Origin of the sequence: Lachnoanaerobaculum sp. OBRC5-5 (assembly GCF_000296385.1) — a bacterium.
In the GTDB taxonomy this organism is placed as follows: domain Bacteria; phylum Bacillota; class Clostridia; order Lachnospirales; family Lachnospiraceae; genus Lachnoanaerobaculum.
The window spans coordinates 1,647,277-1,667,903 of the sequence record NZ_JH815185.1; the positions used below are offsets into that span (position 1 = coordinate 1,647,277).

Below are 20,627 nucleotides of genomic sequence, written 5' to 3' on the forward strand. Positions count from 1 at the left end.
ATTATGGCGCTATATTATCAGGATACTCTCTCCGGTCAAAACATATTTTGTCCCTTACAGCAAATATAACTTTTAATAAAAAATTTGAAGGTCGGTGGTAAAATTCATAAAATAGTTACCAATGGGCAGAGCCGAATTTCAGCTCTGCCCATTAGTGTATTAGACCTTTACTCTATAAGTTTTTTAAGAGCCTCAAGCTCCTCTTTGGTTAATGTAATACCCTTTCCCATCTTCTCATGATCCGGTGCCCATTCTCTTATATCATACTTAGGTGCTGCACCGTTCCATGAAATAAGGTTTATCTCCTTTCTCCACCCCTTTGCATTCTCCGATAAAACACCTATTTCCTCTACTATATCATACTTAAAATCCGCTGCCATATTTCTCCTTTCCCGCTTCAAGTTCTGCAAATAGCTTCCAAACTCTTCTGATACTGTTTCTTTTTTCCCTATTTTCAGCTTGACGATAATACTTTTTTTGTTGCTTTGTTACTTTCGGTAATTTTTTATAACTAATCTGCATTAACTTTTTTGCTTCATCATGTTTTACAATATATTCCAAATGATTATACGGTGATTGATTCTTTTCCACATCCCTTTGTACATGGTAATGTGCAGTCTTTGCCTCCTCCATAGTAAGAGGCCTCCCGTTAAATGGACAATGCAATAACTTATACCTGTTAAAATATTGTATATATGATATTTTCCAAGCAGCCATATCGGTAAGAATATAAAGATTGGTATCGTCAAACTCTATTTGTACTCCTCTTTTATTAGCTAAGCACTCTATTCCGAGTGCATACTTTCTATACTTACAAGGATAGAAGGCTACCCTCTCTTCCTTTGCAATATATCTCATAGCTGTTTTCAGATTCTTACTTTTTCCGACTTCATCCACTCTGATTAACAAATCTTTTTGAAGTTCCTCATTCCACTCTTCAAGGTACAGTCGTATTTCCTGACTTGATTCACTTAGACTGATTCTCCAATTATACCAATCAGTATGCACTCCTATATAATCTTCCTTAAGCTCTGTCCAGATAGGTAAATCTCTAAATACATCCTTTAAATTTTCTCTATACTCATTATATAAAGACTTGATATTGCAACAGCACTTACATGGATTTAAATATTTAATCCTTCCGTCATCCATGTCAAAGCTTATCAATGACTTTTCTTCTATTCTATTTATAAATCTGCATCCCGGTCTGTGATAAATCTTTGATTTACTACTCATCTGTGCTATCATCTTCTTCCTCCAATCCACAAAGTACTTCTTTGTTACAATTGGAGTTTATCAGAGCATCTGTCCATTAAAAATGACAGCTACTAAACCTTAAATTGACATTTTAAAACCATTATATGCCGGTAATTATCCATCAGAGTATTTCTTTGACATACCGGCAATACTTTCTTTAATTTGATTTCTAAGACTTTCAGGTTCCAGAATCTCTACATAAGGACCATATTGCAATGCCCAAAATTTCATTGCCTTTTCATTACAGTTGACTCTCACTATAATCCGTTCTTCATCTTTTTTAATGATACTAAAATCAGTTCCAAACCAATCCACCAACTCAGACATCATATCTTTGGTTGTTAGGAGCTTAACGGCAGTGCTTGTTCCGCTAAACATATAAATATGTTCAGCCATATGCTTTGGAAGATTTATCCCGGCCTTAAGCTCAGGCACATCTTTCATCGGCTTAACTCTATCTTCAAGTTCACATACCTCAGTCATTTTGTCTATACGAAAATGTACTACATTATCATACTTGTCATAATTTCCTATCAGATAAAATTTCCCGTTATTTGCAACTATCCTGTACGGATTTACAATATAACGCTCTTCTCTCCTTGGATGAAGCTTAAAATCGGTTCCTATATCATTATATATAAAACTGATCTTATGTCCCTCTGAGATAGCATCATTTATCTTATCTATAGAGTAGATGTTTTGTCGGTTTATGTTCTTGTTAAGCTCAGGTATATTGTATATATTTGATACTTTTGCATTGAAGTATTTACTTGAAAGCCCTCGTACCTTTTTAATAAGTTCCTTAGCCTGATTTGAAGAAAATTCTTTTGAAAATAAAACACTGTCAATAAGTATCCTAAGTTCCGCATCGTCAAACTCTCTAAAAACCATTCTGTATCCTTCTTCCATTGATATTTCAAATCCATGGCTCTCGCCGAATTCTTTCAATAACAAGACATTATTCTTTACAGAGCGTCTGTCACATACCGTTCCATAATCTTTTTCCAAAAGCTTTATAATCTCTTGTTGTGTCAAAGAATGATCTTCATCGGTATAATTGCGAAGTATCTCCAGTATGAACATATTCAACATCTTTTTATTACCTATACCGTACATCCATGCACCCCCATCTCAAGGTCAAATATACTGCTGTAACAGATACTGATATTTTATTCTTATATTCTAAAGTTTCAATATATTTTCCTGTATTATAATACATCTATTGTTCTTAAGTTTCATTCATAAAACTCTCTATCTTTTCAATTTCCTTTTTCGCTCTTTTTCTTACAGCTTCTATATCCCAATCTCCCAAACTTTCATATTCTTTCATAAATTCTATTCTAACTGCCGCATATTGTGAATTTTTGTATTCAGTAATTTTTTTACTTACAGTATTATCCTGAATACTCTTATTTATATGGCTATCAAGTACAATCAAATTTCCTATTCCGTTAAACTCATCACTATTATCACTGAAATTATTTCTTGCCCGTATATGCTCTATATCATAAGGGTTTTTATTCTTTTCGTAGATTGCATAGTGGAAAAACTTTTCATAGATTTCTTGCTCACTTATTACTATTTCATTTCCTTGGCAAATGAACGATTCCCCCAAATTAGCTACTTCATCAAGTAATCCGGACAGTGTACAAACAAGCCTGACTCTACTTGCATTGTAAAATAATCCCGATTTAATAGTTGTATAAAAATCTTCCTTAGGTTCATGGTCCTTACTGCGCACCGGTGACCACAGTATATCTTTAATATTTTTTATAATCTCATCAGTACTGCATTCCTTAAACCACTTAAAGCATTCCTCACAAACCTTATTTTGAACAGAATTTATCACTCTGTCATTTACAACGGTATAGATTAAAAAGAATCTAAACATATACATATTTACTCTCAGTGAATCTATATAGTAATCGCTCCAGCCCTTTCCTTTAGCTTTAAAGTATGCAACCACAAATGGTATAGTCCAATACCTTTTATATCTTGTTTTTTCAACCATATAAATCGAAAAGATTTCTTTTGCAATTTCATGATGTGTGCCGTCATACCTTACATCTTCAATCCAGCGCCAATACTTAATAAATTCTTCAACTATATGCTTGAATGTTGAAAACTCCAGAACACTGAGATCCCTTTGTTCATCAAGCTTTGTTCCTTTGAAAAGTTCATCAAAGAACTTTTCATTGCTTTTGGATACCTCAGAAAATCCCCAGCCAAATTCCGCACAAATTATATGTTTATAGATATCTAAAACCCACGACATATTAAATTCTGTCTGGTCTTTTCTTCCGCCTACGCCCAGTGCATTATTGCTATCATCTATCAATTTATAACAATTGGCAATTTCTTTCATCCAGTTGTCTGTATCATCGATTTTTCTAAGGTAATTATAATATCTTAATTTAAAAATATCTGTTGCATTCAAATCGAGCCCGGTAGTATTTATAGTATTAAAGACAGATACCACTTCCGGTAGATCCATTTCTTCGGTCGTCAGTGTTACAAAGTATATATTATCCAATACAAAATCTTTAAGTTCTGAATAAAAATTCGTTTTATCTTTAAACTCTTGTTCGTAATACTCAGAAGTAGCCTTCCTTAACTGTTCCTTATTTTTAGAATATTTAGAGGAAACTTTTTTTATTTGAGTCTCACTCATTACTTTTTTGAGTTCTTCAGAATCTATAGTATTGCTGTAATCATTGTTTTTTTCTTTCGGATGGGTTTTGATTATCTCTTTTTGAAGTACATCCAACAAAAGTAAAAATGTTGTAAGTCTTTGTTGACCATCAACAATATCAAGTATATTGTCATCTTTAGTTTCTTTGTTAAACTGTATTGTCCCAAAAAACACGGACTTTGCATATTTTCCGGCATCCTCTTCATTTTTCGTACTGAATGCTTCAAAAATAGTATTCAAAAAATCATTTATATTTTTTTCTGTCCATTCATATGGACGCTGATAAATAGGTATTCTATACCTTTCTTTTATTATATCTCTAAGTCCCAACACTTTAGAATCAATCGGAAATCCCATAACTCCTCCTCATAATAACTTATTCTATTAAGATTACAATAATAACTCATTTTTATTCTACATCATTACAACATTTTTTCAAGCTCTAATCATTACACTGTCTCGTATACTCCTAATTTGCTTTTTAGTCAGTGTTTTCTCTTTCAAAAGTTCTTGAACCATGGCATCAAAAAATCCTCTATTTTCGGCAATAATCTGCTTTGACTTTCTATAATATCTATCCAACTCTTCTGCAACTTTTCTGTCCTTGCTTTCCAGTAAATATTGGGATGAATTACCTCTTTCAAAAGCATTAAATCCATATGCACCATAATCATCAACAAATGTTGTAACCAAATCAAAGGCTGTATGCAAATCACCGTCACAACCAAGATCAAATGTTCCGTAAATCATTTCAGTCGCAGCCTTACCTCCCAGACTTCTGATGATTTCATTCTCTTTTGCAACTACACTAAAATTGTAATCGTCAGGTTTTCTTACAGAGGTTATACCCCCTGAATTATTTGAGTATCCACAGATTGAAACAAGATTTACAGATCCCGGTTCCAAAATTTCAGAAATAACAGCATGTCCTGATTCATGTACAGCAATCTTTTTTAAAATATTAGTATCGATGTTTTCTACCGACTCCGATGCATCAAATATCAAACGCATACATGCCTTTATAATATCTCTTTGCTCTATCTTTGACCTTTTATCAAATACCACATAAATTCCTGCTTCGTTTATAACCATTTCCAATTCTGCACAGGAATGTCCTGCCAGAAAACTTGATATATCATCTATATCTATATCTCCAAGTACTCGTTTTTTACTTAAAAAATACTTTATTATCTTCTTGGCATCATCTCCACCTGGGCATGTCATCTGAATAACCTTATCAAAACGCCCTGCTCTCATCAATGAATTCGGTAAACAATATATATTGTTTGCTGTAGCCAAAACAAAAACATTTGAGCCCTTACAATCATCTATACATGATTGTACAACTACATACTCCTCAGCATCTTTATGGTATTCATCCTCATTTGCAAATTTATCAATATCATCAAGAAATACTATGGCACATTCTTCCTTTTTTACTTTATAAAATATATTTCTGATATGATTAACAAACTCTCTGCTGTGTTTATCTTTCCTTATTGTAAATGATTTAATTTTGCTTTCTTTAATAAAGCTCTTAGCTAACAAAGTCTTCCCTATACCCGGCTCTCCATACAAAAGTATTCCCCTCGGTATTTCTACACCCAGCCTCTTATAATCTTTAAAGTTTTTCAGTACATCACAAAAACGTATTAATTCATCCTTTATATCAGCATATCCTATAATTTTATCAAATTCACTCATTTTTATTTTCCTCTATTCTAACCTGATTTTTTCTATTACCTTTGTTTTCCGCCTTCAACCTGTAAAAAATAATTTAATTCAGATATCAAAGACTCTTTTGAAAAATCATGTCCTTCACCTTTAATTATTTTATATTTGCAGGCGGTATTTTTTATAACATTCAAAATTTCAATATAGCGAAATGAAGGATCCTCTTCACCATACAAAAAGTACATATTATCCCCTCTAAACTTTTCTACACCTTCTTTTATTTTATGAAAGTTAATCATCAATGGAGCATTTATTAAAACAGCATTCTTTATTTTTTCAATTTTTCTACACTGAGCTGCACCTATAAAAGCTCCGTTTGAAATGCCGACAAAAACTATTTCTTTATAATCCCCCACATACTTACTTATACATTTTATTTCTTCCTCCAAATCACATACCGAATCTTTAGGATTGGCGGAAACAACAAATGTATAACCATATTTTTTAAATAAAATACTGCATATGCTCAAATATTTATTTTCAAACCCTTCTATACTTCCACCTCTACCGGTTTTAATAAAAACAAGATATTTTTCACCTTGTATAATTCCAAACTGTTTTCCGATTACTTTGTCATATTTATTCAAAAATCAACCTCCCTCTTTAGTCATACCAAAATTTCTTCATCCGATTTATTTTCTATATTAAAATAGCATAAAGAATGTACAATATTTTGCACATTAAAATTATATTCCGATATATAATAACGCTTTAAACATATAAAAAGCTCCAAACGATTACTTATCGAATGGAGCCTTTTTTACTCTGTTATTTATTATATTATTTTAACTGCTTCACATGCTCTTTTATTACATCAATAAACCTTTCACCGTATTTACTGTATTTATTTTCTCCGACACCGGAAACATTTAGCATATCGGATTTTGTAGTAGGCATCTTTGCACACATATCAATTAAGGTCTTATCATTAAAAACAATATATGGAGGCATCTTCTCTTCTCTGGCAATTTCAAGTCTCAGCTCTTTTAATTTATCAAAGAGTTTGAATCCTGAAGAAGTAAGTGAATCCGTTCCCTTTATATTCTTCTTAGGCTTTAACTTCCTATTTGTGGCCTTATCTTCATCGGTTATCTTTACCAGGACCTTAGTATCTTTTAACTTTAATTTACTTATATCTCCAAGTTTTAAAACCTGATATTCTCCTGTCTGAATATAGCCCTCAAGTAAAAGCTCTTCAATAAGTCGCCGTAAAAGATTTTTATTTGATGATTCCAAAACTCCATAGGATTTATATTCACTTGCTCCTATTTCTTCCAGCCTTGCAGTCTTTGCTCCAAGTACTGTATCCATTATTATATTCTTACCATACCTTCCACGAGACTCATAGATACAATTTATTATCTTTTTAGCCTCATCCGTCATATCAAGAGTTTCAAATTGACGCAGACAATTACCGCAATCATCACATGGCTTTTTGGGATTTTCTCCGAAATATTTTAAAATATAGTTGCGCAAACATTCAGTCGTATAGCAATATCCCTCCATTATCTGAAGTCTTTTAATATCCCTCTCCCTGATTGTCATTGCATCTGTCGGATCAATATCGCTAAAATCTTTATGTTCCAATAAAAATCTGTTAATTATAATATCCTGAGGTGAAAACAGTAAAATACATTCGGAGTTAAGTCCGTCTCTGCCGGCTCTTCCCGCTTCTTGATAATAGTTTTCCATACTTGACGGCATATTGTAATGAATGACAAATCTGACATTTGATTTATCGATTCCCATTCCGAAAGCGTTTGTTACTATTACGATACTTGTATAGTCAAATACAAAACCATCCTGCATTTGCTTTCTCTCTTCAATACTCATTCCTGCATGATACTTTGCAACAGATATGTTCCGCTTTTTTAATAATGTATATAAACTGTCCACGTTTTTTCTGGTTGCACAGTATATAATTCCACTTTCACCCTTATGTCTGTCTAAATAATCAAGTATAAAGCGGTCTTTACTTTGTGGTTTTTCTACCTGAAAGAATAAATTCTCCCTGTCAAATCCCGTTACAAGAAAATATGGATTGCTAAGCCCCAAAGAGCAAATAATATCTTCTCTAACATTCTGAGTGGCAGTTGCTGTAAATGCACTTATAATCGGACGTTTATCCAAAACATTTACAAACTCCGCTATATCCATATAACTTGGTCTGAAATCCTGTCCCCACTGTGAGATACAATGTGCCTCATCCACAGTTATCATTGAAATCTCAACACCTTTTGCAAGCCTAACAAAACCTTCACTCATCAGTCTCTCAGGTGCCACATATATAATCTTATATTGACCTTTCGATGCATTTTTGAAAGTATCATGCATCTCCCTTTCAGATAAAGAGCTGTTTATAAATGCAGCATCCACACCGGCTTCATTCAAATCCTTTACCTGATCCTGCATAAGAGAGATAAGCGGAGAAATGACCAATGTGATGCCTGAAAGCAGCATAGCCGGAACCTGGTAGCACAGTGACTTTCCCGCTCCTGTAGGCATCACGGCAAGAATATCTCTTCCATCCAAAACAGCATTAATAACCGATTCCTGCCCCTGCCTAAATGAGTCGTAACCAAATACAGCCTTCAATGCTTCCTTGGGAGTTTTATATATTCCACTATCCGCTATTCTCATTCCTTAATCATCCTATCCCCAGTATTTTTGCCAAACTCTTTGCCTTCTTCACTGCAGTGGACTTGGCAGTACAGTTTGCAATTTCTAAAAGCCCCTGCCATTCGGCATCTTCTTTTGAAATAAATCCTCTCTTCATTGCTTCCCTTAAATAGTCGGCATAATAAGTACAGATATCCAAAACTCTGTTTATCCATACAGGCGGCTTATTATTTTTTACAACAACCTCTCCTGCATATTTGATACACTCAACAAGCATCACATAGCATATACTTAAAAGCTTATTTTCTTTTTCAACTATTCTTACAAGCTTTGCCGGGCTTATCTCCTCATGTAATAAAAGTTCTCTCATGACTTCTCTTAAATTCTCTACAGATAAATCTCCCGAGTCCGCCAGTTGTCTGAAAAGACTTTTTGCTCCATAAATACTCTCTCCGTCCTGTGCCAAAGTACTCACTGCAATACTTAAAAATATCTTTGAGTAAGGTGTTGAGCTGCCCTCAAGTGGTCCTTCTTTTTCACCTCTCCAGTTTCTATATTTGCTTACTACAACCTTTTTCTTTTCAGGATCATAATGAAGCCATACGCTCTTTTCTTTCTCATCTATGATTTTTCCGTTGTTGTCGGCCACAGCTCCCGACATTTGAGCCTCTTTTTGAATTCCGTAAAACCATCCGTAAATATATACCTGAAACAGCCTGTCAGGTATATCAGGTAATTTCAAATCAAAGCTGAAAGCTTTTTCGCCTTTCCTTACTTCAAATACATTTATATTAAACTCAACATTATCATAGATAAGCTTTTTTGCCTCAGGTAATACTACCCATACTTCATCAAAATCATTTGGTGTATTTTGATTCTGTACTTCTTCATACTTTCCTTCTTTTATATCCATACCAAGGGAATTTAGCTTATTCACTATTTCCTTGGCATATTCTACAGCCTTTGAAGATCCGGATTTTGTGGCGAGATTTTTTACGGCATTCATTTCCAATGCATTTTGTGGGGCAAGCTTATTTTCTACCGCAAAAATAACTTCATCAAGATAATCTCTTAGAAATTTTACAATCTCAGCTGTTCCTGTAAGCATTCTAGGTGCTTTAAGCGATACCTCCACCACATCACAGGCAGCCATCCATACCAAACTCAGCATACCGTCTTTTGCCATATTTTCCATTGCAAAAGCCAGACTTGCCAAGTTTGAAGGTGTACCGCCGCTCCAATCCAAATATGAAATACCTGCAACTCCCGGTAAGAGAAGTCCCCTTTCCCATGCTTCATTAGTCGCAGTAATAACATCTGCAGCATTCTCATCACTTAAGTTACTCCTCGTTGCAATCCAGTTCATCATTGCACCTTTTGTAAGAGGTTTTCTCCTTTTTGCTATCTGCCTTAAATTTATACCCTGACTATGATAGACTTCAGTATCTCTTCGTATTGCAGTAAGTGAATAATCTCCCCAGGTCGGAAATATAGAATACATATCTTCATAGCACCATGAAAGTCTAAAAGGAAATGCCTTTAAGCTTTTCGGCACATCAACGTCCTCTCTCCAATATGCGCTTTTTCCAAGTATAAATTTAGGTTCAACATATGGGTCATCCAAGTAATCTTTTATGATTTCCTCAGCAAAGATATCTTCTCCCTTTTCATCCTTTAAAAATTCTCCCAAAGGAAGTAAAATTTTTAATTTTAAGCCATCTGTTTTTTCCAAAAACCTTTTTTTATCTTCTTTTGTAATACGTTCAATATCCAGCCTGGTAATTGCAAACTGTAAATCCGGTTCAGCGACATATAAAAAATTCTCATTCTTATACCTGATAAGTCTATCTGTTAAATCAGGTAAAGATATACTTAGGTCCTCATAACTTGGTGTACTTAATATACATGGCCATTTATCTATTGACTCAAATAATACTACCCTTCTTGTATAAACTAATCCGCTATACCTGATTTTTAAGACTTCCTTTTCACCGTTCCATTCATTCGTCTTACTGTCCGGACATACATTATTCTCAATATTTTTTGCCCATCTTCCAAGTGCCCACATACCGCTTGAATCATTTATTGTAATTCCTGACAGACTTATTTTTGCTTCATCAGGATTTTTATGTGCAATATTATTTGCCATTGCAATAAATCTCTCGAAAGCCACATCGTCAATATATTCTTTTCTGTCGGAAATCACTGCCAACAGATCAGTCAGATTTTCCGGCGAAACTTCTCCTATTTCAAACCTTGGCACCTCCCAAAGTTTAGGTGTTTCTCTCCAAAGCCCTTGCAATTCTTCTTTTACATCTTCATCTTCTATCTCCAGTCCCCAAGCCTTTTCAATACTTCCCGCAAGCTTTGCTATACTTTTATCCTCATCCTGCTTATAAAGTAAAAGCCATTCTTCATACTCTTTTACCGACTTAGGCTTTTCTCTTTTTAAAACAGTGTTTAAAATCAGTTTTTTTATTTTTTTCACCTTTGCAGAACTGCAGGAAATCAGTATAGGATATAGCCATTCGTCTGTAGCACTCTCTATAAGTACAGGAGCAAATCTCTCCATCAAAGCCGTTTCTCCGAGTCCAAGCAGTGGAATAATTGTTTCTACTCTTGATTTTATCTCTTCATCTGTAATTCCGATTTGTTCCAATACATTTACATATTCTTTTCTGTCTCCCGGCCTTTGTGCAATGCTAAGTCCGTAAAACACCTGCTCCATAGCAGTATCTTTCGCAATAAGATTATTTTGTACACCCCATATAAGTATCTTTGAAAAAGGTCCGGTTGCAGGCACATTCAAGGCAACGCCTACTTCTATATGCTCATTAAATCTTCTTAAAATTTCCGATTTTTCAATTACAAATCTCTCATCAAAATTGTAGTCTTTTCTTTTTGATGTCAAAAGTATTGCCGCTACAGCTGCCCAGTCCTTCATATACTCCACAGACTCGGGAATTTCAAGATTCATTTCATGCACAAGTTTTAATGCCAACATTCCAAGCACTGACAGGGAATGCTCCCATATTCTCCTGTTTGATGTACAGGCGGCTTGTATAAAGTTCATTGCGAAAGTCTCACCTCTCTCCTTTATAGCCTTTAGGGCAACTTCACTGCTTCTTCTAAGAATATTTGCAGCTCGCTTGGCATCCACTCCCACTCTTATAGCAAAGATTGCAAGCTTTTCAAGATTTACATCCACCACAGAAACAAATCCATATGTATTATCTGATAATTGTTTTATCTCTGTCCAGTCTCCGGATTTTAATCCTTCTCTTGCCTCTTTTTGTTCTTCTTTGCTTCCTATTCCGAGATTTAAAATATCGTCAAAATCTGTCTCTTCATAGCCGAGAGAACGATATATTTCTGCAGCTTTTTCTAATTTACTTGCCATACTATACTCCTTTTTTCAGTTTTACCGCCAAAATATGCTTGCATGGTCCTCTACTGTTTTGATGTTTCAGATACCATGTACAGGTGCATTTTGCATTTTCCAAATTTTCATCTGTAGGATAAATAACTCTGTAAGTTGTATCCCCTGATTTTACATGCCATATATTATCTTCAATATACTCGGTATTTTCCAGCAGTTTTTTTGCTCCTACAAGCCTGGGATTATCCTTTAAAACTCTATCAGGATCATCAGGTAATTCCCTATGGAAAAATGCTCTCTCTCGAACATCAAAACCAAGCTTCCCTGAAACGGCAAGCAGCTCCATTGCATCATCCATATCACTTTTTACTATTCCGATTGATTTTAATATTTTATCAATATCAAGTCTTGATTCAAAATTTAATATATTATCAATTTTGTCTGCACATTCAAGTATTTTAGGAGTTGAAAGCGAATCAAGTAATGCTCCCTCGCCTGAATACCCTTCATAGCTCTTTGCCGTCAAACTAAGCGTAATATTTGCGCCTGTCATACATACTTCAATCATCATCTGCCCCGGCTCATCATTCTCAGGTGCGTAAAAAAAGATCGAGTTTACATTGCTCATCACTTTTTTAAGTGCACTAAGTCTGTGAATACCGCTGATATATACACTGTTTTTTTCTTCTCTTGATTTTAACATCACGCCTGTCTTTGTAGGTGTAAGCCATCCTGATTTTTCCTTCCCTGTAACAGGAGGTAACATTGCAATAAATGACTTTGCCTGCATTCCCTCTACATGGAACTTGTATTTCATATTTTGGTGCAGCATAGCACAATTTCCAAGTGCTCTTATCCATCTGTCAGGCATCTTTACAGGCCTTTGAGTAACTATGTCTGTAAGCAAACTTCCATTATCAAGATTTTTACTGTGCAAGGTCTTAAGTCCTTCATCTCCTATCCTAAACTTCAACCTGTCTCCCTGTCTTATATTAAGAAGAGACTTTCGTAAATTGTTGCCTATATCCACATTTGTAGTACCATAAAGTATGTCACCGTCCAAAGCACTTTGGAATACATCCATTCTTGCATAAACACCGTTGCAAGCCGAGAAGCATTCTGCCCTCAGTCTGTCACCCTGGGCGGAAAGGATAGGGTCTCTTTGGTCCACCGGTACGTATTTAAAGTATCTTGTACTGACAATATCTGCCAGCACAAGCAGTCCTCCTGAAACTATTGTCGGATTAATGATTTCTCCATTGAAAAATAAAGGATCATTCTCTATACCGTTTGGGGTAAGTGCAGGTGCTATAGATAAGCTTAAGTTTCCATCAAAAAGGGTTGATGCTGTTTTAAATTCTCTCATTATATCCCCCTGAAATTTGTATACTAAAAGGGCAGTCCTATGTAGGATTGCCCTTTTATTTTAGCATAAAATTTAGTTTTTTACTTTATTTAGTAACTCCGTATTATAATTTAGATATATTATTAATGTCATCGACTAAAACTTTTACTGCCGAATTATCAAATCTCCATATTTTCCGACACTTTAAATTTTTTGATAACAGATTTAGATAAATATTTCATATTTCTCTTTCAAATTATTTAACATACTATACTTAATCATCCCTTCCAACTGCATCCTTCCGACTATTATCCCCGGAGCGATTCCCTGTGCCTTTGCAAATTGAAGTACTTGGCTTTCTGAATAATCTCCATTTCTTCTAAAATCTTCAAAGTCTTTAGAGTCAATCAGTGTATCACCTGACCATCTGTCAGCCTCTTTCTCATCATCTTCAGATGTACCGTTTGTCTGCTCCACATGGCCAAGAACAATGTGTGCAAGTTCGTGGAATAAGCTGAACCAAAACTTATCTGCATCCTTTCCTCTTGCAGTAAGTCCAAGAACAATCTTATTCCCATCTGTAAAAGAAGCTCCCTGTAGAAAAGAGCCTTCAAGATGTGGCAAAAACACTAAAGCAATACCACAGTCTGCAAGATATTTTTTTATCTTAGGACAGAACTCCTTTGGTTTAAGAACCGTCATATTTCTTATATCATTCAAAACTGAAGTTAACCCTTTAATATTTATGGAAGCTGTTTGAATATTACGCGCCTTAATCCTTGCTTCTTGAGCCCACGCCATTAAAGCCAAATCACTTTTTTCTGTAATTGCCAAACGTCTACATGCAATTCTTGTAATCTGCTCCTTTCCGATAAGAGAAAGTTCAACAACCTCAAAAAATTTCCTAAGATTAACAACCTTTTCATTAGATTCTACTGCATCCGGAATCCAACCGAATTTTACCATCTCCCTATAAGGAATTTTTTTTACCATCTCTTTATCGGCTTCCATTGCATTTTCTGCTTCTGCCTTAATAATCTTCTCTCTATAGATTGACTCCAAATTATTCCAAAACTTAGCAGGAACACCTAAAACCATCTCTAATCTGACTGCTGTTTCAGGTGTAAGCTGTACATCGCCATTAATGAGCTTACTGATATGTTTTTCAGACATATCCATTCTGGCAGCAAACTCCTTCTGGCTCATTCCCCTGTCGTTTAACTGCTCTTTAATTGTCGCTCCGGGTGGCGTTGCAATATAACTGCGACTTCTAACCATAGCGCTACCTCCCCGACTTGAAATATTAACCATCAATGATAGTCAACAATTTCCAAAATATTTGCTATTTGAATTTCATTACCAATTTTCTCGAATACCAATCTGTATGGATGAACCAAGTCCACTGTATATTGTCCTTTCCTATTCTACTTAAGTGCATGACATCGCCCGATATGAAACTGTATCATTATCTCAACCGTATCTACAGCACAAATTTCATCTATACGCTGATGTATTTTATCTGCCATTTCTCGACCATAGGTTCTCTCCGCTGTTTTGGCATCCGTACAAACCCTTTCAATTTTCTTATTCTTGTAAGTAATATCCAAAGCATTGCCTCTTATATATATTTACCTTTGAGGTAAATTTATATTAGCATGAATATAAATTTTTGTCAAATTTTAAATTAACCTCTGAGGTTTATTTTACATATCTTTATTTTTAATTTTCTTTTTGCAACTTTCCATACATGTCAACTACACCAATTTATCTTTACTGCAAATATTAGCTTTTCAACATCCGACTTATAATAAATTTTATTTGTTTATAACATTGGCATTATCTACAATTATTCAAAAACAATGAATTGATTTCATTTGTTTGAAACTGCTAATTTCCAAAGGATAATTCCAACAGTTCCTCCGCCACAACAGCAGATTTTATCCTTATCAAATTATCCCATACATCTTCCTTGCCTAAAAGATTCATACCACCATGCCACACCAGTTCTTCATCTATAACTGCAAAGTGTTCATCTACCTCATCTTTAATAACAACCTGTATTCCTGATGTTTTCATCTGATTAATCATTTCATGATAATCATTAATGCTTCCAAAGCTCATTTTTTCAGGATCAATTGTTATCACGACTATCTTACATCCTGCTTCCACCTGCTGTTTTGTAATATAAATTATTCTATCAATTCTATCCTGTACAATATGTGGGCTTGAAATAATTATTCTCTTTTCTGCCTCTATAATATCTCGTTCAAATATATCAATATAGTTCCCTGAATCATAAATTGTATTTGCCACTTGTTTATCTAATATCACATTCGAAATTATAGAATATCCTAAACGCTTATAAGTTCTTAGACGTTTTGAATACATTTTCTCAAAAACTTTTAAATGAGCATCTATATAATCATAAACAACTACATACTTCTTACCTTCATAATCTCTATGTAATCTCCCAACATACTGCTCCAATCTTCCGGCAAATGAAACCGGTGATGCCAACATCAATGTATCTAATCTTGGAAAATCAAATCCCTCACCAATCTTCTGCCCGGTAGCTATCAAAATAATTGATTTTTCATTTAGAACTTTCTTTAAATTTTTTCTGATTTCAGAGTTCTCACTATCACTATTATCACCATAAAGCAAGAACACATAATCTGCTGCACCTGACAGACTATCAAGTAAATTCTTTGCATGTTCCTTATATCTTGTAAGGATAAGTGGCGTTCTCCCATCGGCAATTGCCTGTCTTGTATCATTAACAATCATTTCATTTCTTATTTTATTGTTACTTATCAAATTATAAGCAGCATTAATATCATTCATAGTTTCATTTGTATCAATAACCTTTGTAAATCTTGGATATACATAATGTCCAATCCCTTGTTCTTTAGCACGTTCTTTTGCAGTATAACTATGTCTTACCGGACCTAGTAACATATATATTATTTTTTCAAGACTATCCCCACGCTTTGGTGTTGCTGAAACTCCATAAACGTATCTAGAATTTACTCTCTGCATTACTTCTATCGAGGTATTAGATCCACAATGATGACATTCATCCATAATGACCAGCCCATAGGAATTAATAAAATCGTTGAAATTTCCCTTACTATACATTGACCCAATCATAGCTACATCAATAATCCCTGTAAGTGTATTCTTATTACCTGTTAATACTCCTATGACACTATCTCTTCGTTTTTCTCTACCTGTCTTTGTTTTATAAATTGGTAGTTTCTCTTTTATAATTAAAAACCTATTTAATTCTTCTACCCACTGTTCAATCAAATCTTTGCTATGAAGAAGAATCAATGTACTGACTTTTCTTTGTGATATCAAATAACTACAGACCACCGTTTTTCCAAATGCAGTAGTTGCACTAAGCACTCCATGATCATGCTGTAACATTTTGTCCGCCGCCAAATCCTGCTCTATACGCAAATCTCCATTAAAGAAAACTTTTATAGGTCTTCCCATTTCTCTTTGATCACTAATATCGTACTCAATGCCGGCTTCTTTACAATTATTTATAAGTTGTTCTCTAAGTCCTCTTGGAATACGAATATATCCGTCAATATCCTTTCCCATATAAACAGCACTAAAATTATAATAATTTGAATATCCTAAGCGCCTATTCTTATAAAAGATAGGGTTGTCAAATGCAGCCAAGCTTCTTATTTGATTCTGTATCCTTGGCATAAGATTCAATGCATCTACATATACCCCATCGCCAAGAATAATATGCATTTTCCCTACAACATCAGATTTATTAAATACTTGTCTCTTTTTCCAGGGTTTAGGTCTACATTCCATATTATCCGGTCCAACACCTGTTGCTTCAGTGATTTCAGCCTTCCATTTTTCCATAAAGGCCTCTATCTCTTCCATAGACAACTTCATTGTATGATTTAATAAAATATCCCACTGATCGGGATATGCATTCCAGTTACTATCAATAAAGGCACTATTTCCATTTTTTAATGCCCCTCCCTGCAATGGAAGAGCAATAAGATTTCCTATACTGTTTGCACTATCCTGACATGGATACATTCTGTCATAATATTGGAACGACTTCAGATTAATTAAAGATTGACCTCTATCCAACAAAAGGTAACCGAAGTTGCGTGCCAAGGAAGCAGGAATAGGCTTTTTAAAAAAAATCCACACATGTGCTCCTTGTCCGGACCTTGAGCGTTCTACCAGCGGAGTGATTCCATTTTTTTCACAAATAAGACGCAAAGCTTCCACCTCTTTATGCCAGTCTTTAGTCACATTTGTAAAATCTGTTTCTTCTGCACCCTTTTCATGATTATCAAAGTCAAATACTATAAACCTGCATGTACCATCCGGTAATAATGGATATACGCCTATAACATCCGAACCGTCATCTTTATATCCTAACAAGTGCTCCACTATTTTTTTAGCAGTAAGTTTAGTCCAGCTTGTGTTCTTACAATCTTCACAATGTATTTTCTCCCCTTGCTGTTTGGGACAAAGTCTATCATTCCAGCGATTATCACATTGAGGAAAATATCCACCTTTTTCCCTCTCTTTGCATACACATCTGTTCTTCCCCAGAACATTGCAAAGTACCTATTTGCCATTTCTTCAGTAATATACTTTCTGATAATTCTTTCGCCTTGATCCGGATCAAACTCAGACGTATTTTCTATCTTTTCTTCAAATATACAACTTTCCGGATATGTTATATTGGCTTTCTTTAATTTTTTCTTTAACAAAGTATTTTCTGCTTGCAACTCTCTTACCAGTTTACGAAGTGAGTCAAGGTTTTCCGCTTCAATACTCATCTCTTACCACCTCAACTTTTTAATAATAAGTCTGTACCGCACCTTATACATCAACTATACATTAATAATATCTATATTGATGCTTTCAATAATATTTTTTATAACCACTAAATTTACCCCTCTCCTCACAAATCAATATCTACTTTATAACTGTCATCAATAAATACAATGTTTACATTATGCTTTTTTGCGCCTATCAAAAATTTAGTGTTTTCATCTAAGGCACTTTCCATAGTACACCATTCATCATCTATGCGACTTTCTACGGCATTTGCGTATTTTTTTATATTATCAAAATCGTTCTCAATATATTTTTTGCTAATAACAAGACAGTAGTACCTAATATTATCAAGATATTCTTTTTCAAAATCATTACCCCAATTAAATGGAATATAGCATCCTTCAACAATGAGATTTTGCCTGTTTTCTATAGCGGTTTTAATCATTTCACGAACAATAGGCCAAAGATACTCTGTAAGCTTATCATCATCTTTAACAGTAAGTTTAGTATAGCCGCTACGAATTAAACCCATCTTCAAATGGTCTATCGATAAATAAGGATATTTATACTTTTCAAGTAATTTTTTAGCAAGCACAGTCTTACCTGTATGTGATGCACCGGTTATTAAAACAATCATTATTTTCTCCGTTCTAAACATATTTTTATCTGTTTCTTTCATACAGAACTTTATCAAGTTAAACTTTTTATTCTCTTTGGGCATAATAAATTCTGTAACAGTACCCTTTAACATTTTTGTCCCAATCAACAATTCTCTAAATATAGTGTATTATCTTCTCTAAAAACATGCAAGCAATTCAACTTTTACCTGTATATAGATTTAAAATCACGTAAGAAAATCTTACAACATCTGTATTATATATACTTCATCAACAAATCCTCCAATAAATAATTTGGTTTTATATGTATACCGAAACTATCGTAAATGCTATAATAAGACATATAAAATATGCCGTATTCCATATCATTCATTTGGAATTATTACTTGGTTTAACTCAATAAAGTTAAACATATACGATATTATTGCTTTTATATTGGAACAGTTAATGATTCTAAAAAGGAACTGTCACATTTAAAAATAATCAGTCTTACAACTATGATTTTTTTATAAGGAGGAGATATGATAAAAAAAATAAGATCCGTTTTTGTAATGCTTTGTATGGGAATGATTCTTTGTTCCTGCACGCTCTCACAAAAAGCAGAATCCGATACTAAAACAGAGCAAAGCTCAGAAAGTACCGCTAAATCAGAAAAAAGTGACGGCAAAAATCAAGGTGAAAATAAGGATAACAGTAAAATACAAAATGAGAATATTATAAATAACGGTGCTTATTTTGTTAAAATCGGTTCTGATATATATTTTAGAAAATACGGTGAATATGCATTGGAGAAAAATGCATTATTCGGTGAGTTTTTAGAATATCCTACTTCCACCGGTATCTCATGGATTTGCCGTCTAAAAGAAGACGGTAAGGTAGAGGAGCTCTTTAAAGATAGTGGCTATGGTAAATTGTACTATAGTAATCAAAGGTTTTATCTGTCAGAAATGACTGATGACGGAACATCAAAAAGTTATAGTGTAAATATGGAGGGAGAAGACAGGGAAGAGCTTGGAGCAGGTGTGATACTTGGAATAAGTGAGAATGGTCAGTATCTGGCTAAGGGAGATTGGGGTTCTGCCGGTGTCATAGATTTAAGTTCTAAAGAAACACCATATATTTGGGCAAGTGAAGAAGGTTCTTCTGTGGTATTTCTAGGTTTTGTAAACGGCGGTTTCCTCATAGAAGGTGATAATTATTCCACAGACGGGTATAATGTTACTTCAAGACAGATTTTTGGAAGAAGTTTTGAACAGCCTGATAAAGATATTATTATAGGCGATCTTAATGTAAATGAAGAATCATATTCCTCTCCGGAATTTAAGGGACTTACTGCGGATGGTAAGGAGTATTATCTTACCTTCGGGTATTATGGCGGAACAGCGCATTTTTTGGAAAGTGTGGAAATTTATAAGGCCCGTTTAGAAGAAAACAGCCTTCAGCTCATACAGCAAGGTATGGATACACAAGAGGAGATGATTCCCAATATTCCACTCATTTTTGCAAATAACGGAAAAATCGATATTGTAGGCGGTGGATCTGACGGTGAACTTGATATTGATGAGGGGTCGGTTTATCAAATCAATCAAGGGGGCAGACAGCCTCTGATTTCAGAACTTTTTAAAGTTGATCCGGACAGTCAGACCGGTCAATCAATCGGCAAAGCGGAATTGGTTGACGGAGATTTATTATTGATGGTCTTCACCCAAATATATACCCCATATCAAGATATAGGATGGAGAATGAGCTATAATAGATTAAACACAGAGTATATAGTTGTCAGAAAGGGTAGCAATAAGCCTAAGGTTTTTGAACAGTGGTCAGGCAGTGCATTTAAGCAAAATGCTGAGGTCTGGAAAACCGGAGAAAGCACTCTGCTTTATCGTCCGCTGTCAGATAATCCTGAGGAGGATGACTTCCCAAGAGATATTGCTTATTCCATATCTATTCCGGCAACTGTAAATCATAATTTCACTGCTCAGGCTTCATCACCACAGAAGGATGAATATGGTGACTTTAAGCTTCCTGATAATGAAGGTGAAAAACTTCAACTGATTTTTGACTATACCGGAAATTTAAAAGATATTGTTAAGGAATAACATTAAAGAATATAGGTCAGCCGGATTTAATATGGGCTCCTTTCCCAAAGTAGCT

General features: G+C 34.5%; 15 protein-coding genes and 1 pseudogene. 1 reads left to right on the forward strand and 15 read right to left on the reverse strand.

Features of this window, described 5'->3' with window-relative positions:
* Positions 1–167: 167 nt before the first annotated feature.
* The 15 genes and pseudogenes from HMPREF1135_RS07870 to HMPREF1135_RS07935 all read right to left on the reverse strand — a co-directional run bounded on the left by HMPREF1135_RS07870 (position 168) and on the right by HMPREF1135_RS07935 (position 18,535).
* Positions 168–380: a YdbC family protein gene (locus tag HMPREF1135_RS07870; RefSeq protein ID WP_007593918.1), complete on the reverse strand. Its 213-nt coding sequence runs from the start codon at positions 378–380 to the stop codon at positions 168–170.
* Positions 364–1,248: a hypothetical protein gene (locus HMPREF1135_RS07875; RefSeq protein WP_007593920.1), complete on the reverse strand. Its 885-nt coding sequence runs from the start codon at positions 1,246–1,248 to the stop codon at positions 364–366. Before HMPREF1135_RS07875 ends, HMPREF1135_RS07870 begins: the two co-directional genes overlap by 17 nt.
* 123 nt (positions 1,249–1,371) lie before the next feature.
* Entirely contained in the window at positions 1,372–2,373 is a 1,002-nt protein-coding gene (locus HMPREF1135_RS07880) for a helix-turn-helix transcriptional regulator (protein ID WP_007593922.1), read from the reverse strand.
* Between the two features lie 112 nt (positions 2,374–2,485).
* Complete coding sequence (locus tag HMPREF1135_RS07885; RefSeq protein ID WP_007593924.1) at positions 2,486–4,306, reverse strand: DUF262 domain-containing protein; 1,821 nt, start codon at positions 4,304–4,306, stop codon at positions 2,486–2,488.
* Between the two features lie 78 nt (positions 4,307–4,384).
* Entirely contained in the window at positions 4,385–5,653 is a 1,269-nt protein-coding gene (locus HMPREF1135_RS07890; RefSeq protein WP_007593927.1) for an AAA family ATPase, read from the reverse strand.
* A gap of 35 nt (positions 5,654–5,688) precedes the next feature.
* Positions 5,689–6,270, reverse strand: coding sequence for an alpha/beta hydrolase (locus tag HMPREF1135_RS07895; RefSeq protein ID WP_007593928.1), 582 nt, complete (start codon positions 6,268–6,270; stop codon positions 5,689–5,691).
* Between the two features lie 193 nt (positions 6,271–6,463).
* Positions 6,464–8,323, reverse strand: a complete 1,860-nt coding sequence (gene recQ / locus HMPREF1135_RS07900) for a DNA helicase RecQ (protein ID WP_007593930.1) — start codon at positions 8,321–8,323, stop codon at positions 6,464–6,466.
* Positions 8,324–8,330: 7 nt separating this feature from the next.
* Positions 8,331–11,702: a hypothetical protein gene (locus HMPREF1135_RS07905; protein WP_007593932.1), complete on the reverse strand. Its 3,372-nt coding sequence runs from the start codon at positions 11,700–11,702 to the stop codon at positions 8,331–8,333.
* A 1-nt stretch (position 11,703) separates the two neighbouring features.
* A complete protein-coding gene (locus tag HMPREF1135_RS07910) occupies positions 11,704–13,047 on the reverse strand; it encodes an SWIM zinc finger family protein (protein WP_007593934.1) in 1,344 nt (447 codons plus the stop codon).
* A gap of 204 nt (positions 13,048–13,251) precedes the next feature.
* The gene (locus HMPREF1135_RS07915) at positions 13,252–14,304 is read right to left on the reverse strand and encodes a HigA family addiction module antitoxin (RefSeq protein ID WP_007593936.1); all 1,053 of its coding nucleotides are present in this window, start codon (positions 14,302–14,304) and stop codon (positions 13,252–13,254) included.
* 146 nt (positions 14,305–14,450) lie between these two features.
* Positions 14,451–14,633, reverse strand: a complete 183-nt coding sequence (locus HMPREF1135_RS14155; RefSeq protein WP_007593938.1) for a hypothetical protein — start codon at positions 14,631–14,633, stop codon at positions 14,451–14,453.
* 280 nt (positions 14,634–14,913) lie between these two features.
* The gene (locus HMPREF1135_RS07925) at positions 14,914–16,947 is read right to left on the reverse strand and encodes a DEAD/DEAH box helicase family protein (protein WP_442852203.1); all 2,034 of its coding nucleotides are present in this window, start codon (positions 16,945–16,947) and stop codon (positions 14,914–14,916) included.
* Between the two features lie 30 nt (positions 16,948–16,977).
* Positions 16,978–17,541, reverse strand: a pseudogene (locus HMPREF1135_RS14540) (TOTE conflict system archaeo-eukaryotic primase domain-containing protein); the annotation flags it as partial.
* On the reverse strand, positions 17,460–17,855 hold the full coding sequence (locus tag HMPREF1135_RS14160; protein WP_007593942.1) for a hypothetical protein: 396 nt from the start codon (positions 17,853–17,855) through the stop codon (positions 17,460–17,462). The pseudogene HMPREF1135_RS14540 and the gene HMPREF1135_RS14160, both read right to left, overlap by 82 nt.
* 125 nt (positions 17,856–17,980) lie before the next feature.
* Positions 17,981–18,535 (reverse strand): zeta toxin family protein, encoded by a 555-nt coding sequence (locus HMPREF1135_RS07935; RefSeq protein ID WP_084761731.1) that lies wholly within the window; start codon positions 18,533–18,535, stop codon positions 17,981–17,983.
* Positions 18,536–18,994: 459 nt separating this feature from the next.
* Between HMPREF1135_RS07935 and HMPREF1135_RS07940 the strand changes: the two genes are divergently transcribed.
* Positions 18,995–20,572 carry a hypothetical protein gene (locus tag HMPREF1135_RS07940; RefSeq protein WP_007593946.1) on the forward strand — a complete coding sequence of 526 codons (1,578 nt, stop codon included), beginning with the start codon at positions 18,995–18,997 and terminating at the stop codon, positions 20,570–20,572.
* Positions 20,573–20,627: the final 55 nt, after the last annotated feature.

What these genes read in the sequence shown, in the direction of transcription:
- HMPREF1135_RS07915 (WP_007593936.1), bottom strand. Translation starts at nt 14,304, where the DNA reads ATGGTTAGAAGTCGCAGTTATATTGCAACGCCACCCGGAGCGACAATT.
- HMPREF1135_RS07905 (WP_007593932.1), bottom strand. Translation starts at nt 11,702, where the DNA reads ATGGCAAGTAAATTAGAAAAAGCTGCAGAAATATATCGTTCTCTCGGC.
- HMPREF1135_RS14160 (WP_007593942.1), bottom strand. Translation starts at nt 17,855, where the DNA reads ATGAGTATTGAAGCGGAAAACCTTGACTCACTTCGTAAACTGGTAAGA.
- HMPREF1135_RS07910 (WP_007593934.1), bottom strand. Translation starts at nt 13,047, where the DNA reads ATGAGAGAATTTAAAACAGCATCAACCCTTTTTGATGGAAACTTAAGC.
- HMPREF1135_RS07870 (WP_007593918.1), bottom strand. Translation starts at nt 380, where the DNA reads ATGGCAGCGGATTTTAAGTATGATATAGTAGAGGAAATAGGTGTTTTA.
- HMPREF1135_RS07940 (WP_007593946.1), top strand. Translation starts at nt 18,995, where the DNA reads ATGATAAAAAAAATAAGATCCGTTTTTGTAATGCTTTGTATGGGAATG.
- HMPREF1135_RS07935 (WP_084761731.1), bottom strand. Translation starts at nt 18,535, where the DNA reads ATGAAAGAAACAGATAAAAATATGTTTAGAACGGAGAAAATAATGATT.
- HMPREF1135_RS07875 (WP_007593920.1), bottom strand. Translation starts at nt 1,248, where the DNA reads ATGATAGCACAGATGAGTAGTAAATCAAAGATTTATCACAGACCGGGA.
- HMPREF1135_RS07890 (WP_007593927.1), bottom strand. Translation starts at nt 5,653, where the DNA reads ATGAGTGAATTTGATAAAATTATAGGATATGCTGATATAAAGGATGAA.
- HMPREF1135_RS07885 (WP_007593924.1), bottom strand. Translation starts at nt 4,306, where the DNA reads ATGGGATTTCCGATTGATTCTAAAGTGTTGGGACTTAGAGATATAATA.
- HMPREF1135_RS07925 (WP_442852203.1), bottom strand. Translation starts at nt 16,947, where the DNA reads ATGAAGTTGTCTATGGAAGAGATAGAGGCCTTTATGGAAAAATGGAAG.
- HMPREF1135_RS07880 (WP_007593922.1), bottom strand. Translation starts at nt 2,373, where the DNA reads ATGTACGGTATAGGTAATAAAAAGATGTTGAATATGTTCATACTGGAG.
- recQ (WP_007593930.1), bottom strand. Translation starts at nt 8,323, where the DNA reads ATGAGAATAGCGGATAGTGGAATATATAAAACTCCCAAGGAAGCATTG.